This window comes from Kitasatospora sp. NPDC089797 (assembly GCF_040684795.1).
Lineage (GTDB): Bacteria > Actinomycetota > Actinomycetes > Streptomycetales > Streptomycetaceae > Kitasatospora.
Genome location: NZ_JBFBGS010000012.1, coordinates 162,339 through 166,476, shown reverse-complemented (window position 1 = coordinate 166,476; position 4,138 = coordinate 162,339). Strand labels below are relative to the sequence as shown.

General features: G+C 76.6%; 4 protein-coding genes. 1 reads left to right on the top strand and 3 read right to left on the bottom strand.

Going from position 1 to position 4,138, the window contains the following annotated elements:
- Nucleotides 1-39 precede the first annotated feature (39 nt).
- Together AB0O91_RS12270 and AB0O91_RS12265 are read right to left on the bottom strand one after the other, a co-directional pair.
- On the bottom strand, nucleotides 40-900 hold the full coding sequence (locus AB0O91_RS12270; RefSeq protein ID WP_363430782.1) for a PhzF family phenazine biosynthesis isomerase: 861 nt from the start codon (nucleotides 898-900) through the stop codon (nucleotides 40-42).
- Nucleotides 901-947: 47 nt separating this feature from the next.
- The gene (locus AB0O91_RS12265) at nucleotides 948-2,042 is read right to left on the bottom strand and encodes a DUF5937 family protein (RefSeq protein ID WP_363430779.1); all 1,095 of its coding nucleotides are present in this window, start codon (nucleotides 2,040-2,042) and stop codon (nucleotides 948-950) included.
- A gap of 101 nt (nucleotides 2,043-2,143) precedes the next feature.
- On the opposite strand from AB0O91_RS12265, the gene AB0O91_RS12260 reads away from it, so the two are divergent.
- Nucleotides 2,144-3,424, top strand: coding sequence for an MFS transporter (locus AB0O91_RS12260; RefSeq protein WP_363430776.1), 1,281 nt, complete (start codon nucleotides 2,144-2,146; stop codon nucleotides 3,422-3,424).
- Nucleotides 3,425-3,542: 118 nt separating this feature from the next.
- On the opposite strand, the gene AB0O91_RS12255 is transcribed toward AB0O91_RS12260, so the two are convergent.
- Nucleotides 3,543-4,138 (bottom strand): SpaA isopeptide-forming pilin-related protein (locus AB0O91_RS12255; RefSeq protein WP_363430773.1); only part of this gene is annotated, 596 nt, incomplete at its 5' end.

Genomic DNA, 4,138 nt, shown 5'->3' with positions numbered 1-4,138 from the left:
GGGCCGCAAGGGGGCGCCCGGCCGGCGCCCCCTCGCGGCCTACGGGATCGCCACCGCCGTGCCGGAGACCCGGACCCGGGTGGACTCCGTGCGCAGTTCGACCCGCAGCACGCCCGGGCGGCCGAGGTCCTCGCCCTGGTGCAGCGTCAGCACCGCCGGGGCGGTCACCGCGCCCAGCTCGCGCAGGTAGGCGCCGAAGGCGGCCGCGGCCGCGCCGGTGGCCGGGTCCTCGACCACGCCGCCGACCGGGAACGGGTCGCGGACGTGGAAGACCTCGGCCGCCTCCCGCCAGACCAGTTGGAGGGTGACCAGGTCACGGGCGGTCATGAAGGCCGCCAGGCCGTCGAAGTCGTAGTCCAGCCGGGCCAGCCGGGAGCGGGTGGCGGCGGCCAGCACCAGGTGCCGGGCGCCCGCGTAGCCGATCCGCGGCGGCAGCGCCGGGTCCAGGTCGGCGGCCGCCCAGCCGAGCAGGGCGAGCGCCTCCTCGACGTCCGCTTCCGGCACCTCCTCGACCTTCGGCTCGACGCTGGTCAGCGTCGCCCGCAGGCCGTCGGCACCGCGCTCGACCTCGACCGGGACGTCCCCGGCGGCCGTCTCGAACAGGTACCGCCCGGGGCCGGTCCGGTCGGCCAGCGCGACGGCGGCGGCCACCGTCGCGTGCCCGCAGAACGGCACCTCGGTGAGCGGGCTGAAGTACCGTACGCGGTGGGCGCCCCGGGCACTGCCGGGGGCCAGGAAGGCGGTCTCGGAGTACCCGATCCCGGCGGCGATCGCGAGCATCCGCTCGTCGGTCAGCCCGGTGGCGTCGAGCACCACGCCCGCCGGGTTGCCGCCCTCGGGGCGGACCGCGAAGGCGGCGTAGCGGAGGATCTCTGGGGTCTCGGCAGCGTCGTCGGTCATGACCGGACGAACGTGCTCCGGACGATCACTGTTCCCGGTGCGGCCGGTCATCGCAGCACCGCCTCCAGCAGGTCCGCACCCAGCCGGGCGCTGCCGGACAGGTCCAGCTGGTAGAGCATGTACCGCCCGCGCCGTTCGGTGATCAGCAGGCCGGCCTTGCGCAGCACCGCCAGGTGGCGGGACACCTCGGGGGCGCTGAGCTGCCAGGAGGCGGCCAGTTCACCGGTGGTGTGCGGGCCGCGGGCGATGGTGCGGGCCAGCCGCAGCCGGATCGGGTGGGCCAGCGCCTCCAGCCGCTGCTGGACCAGGGCGAGCGAGACGGGCTCGGGCAGGCCGGCCTCGGCGACGGGGTACTGGAGGACCGGCCGCCAGCCCGGGGCGTGCACGGCCAGCAGGTGGGGGCGGCCGAAGGCGGTCGGGATGAAGGTGACGCCCCCGCCGTCGGTGCCGCTGGTGGTGCTGTCCTGGAGCTTGTCGATGACGATCCGCCGCCGTCCGCCGCTCTCGTCCAGGCTGACGGAGGGCGAGAGCGCGCCCACCGCCTCGGCCGGGCCCCGCCGGGCCAGCAGGTCCGCCTTGTGCCGGGAGTCGGCGGCGAGGCCGGGCAGCACCCGCTGCCAGGCGTCGGCGAAGAAGGCCGACTGGCAGTCCTCCAGCATCCGGCGCACCAGGGCCCGGACCGCGGGCGGGTCGGCCAGCAGCCGGTCCGCGAAGGCGGCCTGCCGGGGGCCGCGGGCCAGCGCGAGTTCGCGGGCGCGCTCGTTGGCGGCGGGATCGGTGAGCGGGGAGGCCGTCCGGCGGTCGAACCGACCGGAGCCGCAGGTCGTGATCAGCGCGGCGGTGACGTACAGCTCGTCGTCGATCCGGTCGACCGCGTCCAGCTCGTCGACCAGGGTGGCGCCCGGCAGGCCGGGCACCAGGAAGTCGGCGCGCGAGGAGCGCCAGAGGAAGTCGGCCTCCAGCAGCCGCTCGGCCAGCTCGGGCGGGATGCCGGTGGTGGTGCAGCCGGCCCAGCCCTGCAACGCCGGGTGGTGCGCGGGCTCGGAGAGCACGTGCAGCATGGCGTTCAGCTCGGCGAGCGGGGAGGGCGCGAAGAGCAGGCGCCCCTCGGGGAGGCCGGTGATGTCGATGGTCACACTCACGAGGAGGATCCTCGCACCCCGTTCGTGGCCGCCCGCCGTCGATTGACCCGAACCGTCAATCGACGGGACACCCGCCCCCGCCGGGGCGGACGGTACCGGCCATGAGCCTGCTCCAGGAGAAGTCCGTCCACGACCCCGCCGCCACCCGCGCCGGCCGGCCGCCCGCGCCGCCGGCCGGCACCGGCCGCGGCGGCCCCTCCGCCCTGCTGGGCCTGCTCATCGCGGCCGGCGGCCCCCGGTACGCGGCGGCGCTGGCCGTGGACGCGGTGGGCGGCGGCATGCTGCGCCCGTTCCTGCTGCTGTACGGCATCGGGGTGCTGCACCTGCCGGCCGGGGCGGTCGGCCTGGCCCTGTCCGCCGGGATGGTCGCCGGCCTGGTGGTGGTGCCGCTCACCGGCCGCTGGATCGACAGCGGGGCCCGCACCCTGCCCGCCGCCGTGACCCTGGTGCTGCGGGCGGCGGGCGCGCTCATCCTGCTCGCGGCCGACGGGCTGCCGCTGTTCACCGCGGCGGCGGTGCTGTTCGGCATCGGCAGCCAGTCCTGGCCGACCACCCACACCGCGGTGGTGAGCACCCTGACCGAGGGCCGGCTGCGGGACGCCGCGCTCGCCGCCGGGCGGTCGCTGCGCAACGCGGGCCTGGGCGCGGGGGCGCTGCTGGCGACGGTGGCGGTGGCCGGCGGGGCGGGGGCGATCCGGGTACTGGCCGGGGTGACCGGCGCGGCCTGCCTGGTGGCCGCGGTGCTGGTGGGGTCGCTGCGGGTCCGGGCGCCGCAGACGGTGGTCGAGCAGGCGCGGGCGACCGGGGCGGGCGGGGAGCCGCTGCGCCGGATCACCCTGCTGAGCCTGGCCAACCTGCCGTACGCGTTCTGCTTCGACGTGCTGGAGGTGGCGCTGCCCGCGCTGCTGGTGCTCCGGTTGCACGCCTCGCCGGCCTGGTCCTCGGGCGTGTTCGTGGGCAACACGGTGCTGGTGATCGCGCTCCAGCTGGCGCTGGTGCTGCGGCTGGCGGACCGCTCCCGGCGGGCGGTGATGGCGGTCTCGGGGGCCGCGCTGAGCGTGTCCTACCTGGGCTTCTGGGTGGCCGGCTCGCTGGGCGGCGGTTCGGGGACGGCGGGCATCGCGGTGGTGTCCGTGCTGTACACGCTGGGCGAGATCCTCTACACCGGCTCCGGGACGGCCCTGGTGGCGGCCTCCGCCCCGCCGCACCTGCTCGGCCGGGCGGTGGCGCGCTGGGAGCTGTCGATGGGGGTGGGCCGGGCGGCGTCGCCGGCCGCGCTGACGGCCCTGCTGGCCGCCGGGCCCGGGCTGCTCTGGGGCACGCTCGCGGTCACCACGGCGGTCGGGGCGCTCGCGGTGCTGCGGCTGGGACCGGCCGAGTAGCGGGGCGGCGACTGCATCGCCGGATCACCGCCGGGCCCGACGCCGGTGGCCGGAGGCGCCGTTGTCGGCTCCTCCGGCCACGTCATCGGGTCAGGCGCTCATGCGCGGGGCGGTCGGATCAGGGGCGCAGCCAGGGCCGGGCGGCGCCCGTCGAGAGGCTGATGGCCCCGTTGAGCAGGTCGTCGAGCTGGGTGCCCCACTCGTGGCCGGGCGGCTCCCACGAATCCGGCGGGCACTTGGTGTCCTGGACCGTGACCTCCACGCACGGGCAGTCCTGGGTCAGTTCGACCGTGGTCACCGCGTTCTCCGGCAGCTGGTACCCGTCGGGCGCGGAGACCTCCTGCCAGTAGTACGTGCCCAGCGGCAGGCCCTGCACCGCGCAGACCCCGTCCGCACCCGTCGTGCAGGGCGTGCCGACGGCGGTGTCCGGGTTGGGGCCGCCGGTCTGCAGGCCGGGCTCCCCGTTGGTCTCGTGCCACAGCTGGAACACCGCACCCGCCAACGGCTGACCGGTCTCGGCATCCACCTTCGTCACCGACGTCGAACCGGTCGGCACCACCGACTTGGCGTCCTGGACCGTCACCGGCACGTTCTGCCCATTGGTGTCCAGCACCACCGTCGTCACCGGCTGCGCCGGCAGGTCGTACCCGGCCGGAGCCGCCGTCTCCTGCCAGTAGTACGTCCCCAACGGCAGGCCGTCGGCCGAGCAGACCC

Excerpts from the sequence above, each read along its gene's own strand:
- AB0O91_RS12260 (WP_363430776.1), top strand. The coding sequence starts at position 2,144 with ATGAGCCTGCTCCAGGAGAAGTCCGTCCACGACCCCGCCGCCACCCGC.
- AB0O91_RS12270 (WP_363430782.1), bottom strand. The coding sequence starts at position 900 with ATGACCGACGACGCTGCCGAGACCCCAGAGATCCTCCGCTACGCCGCC.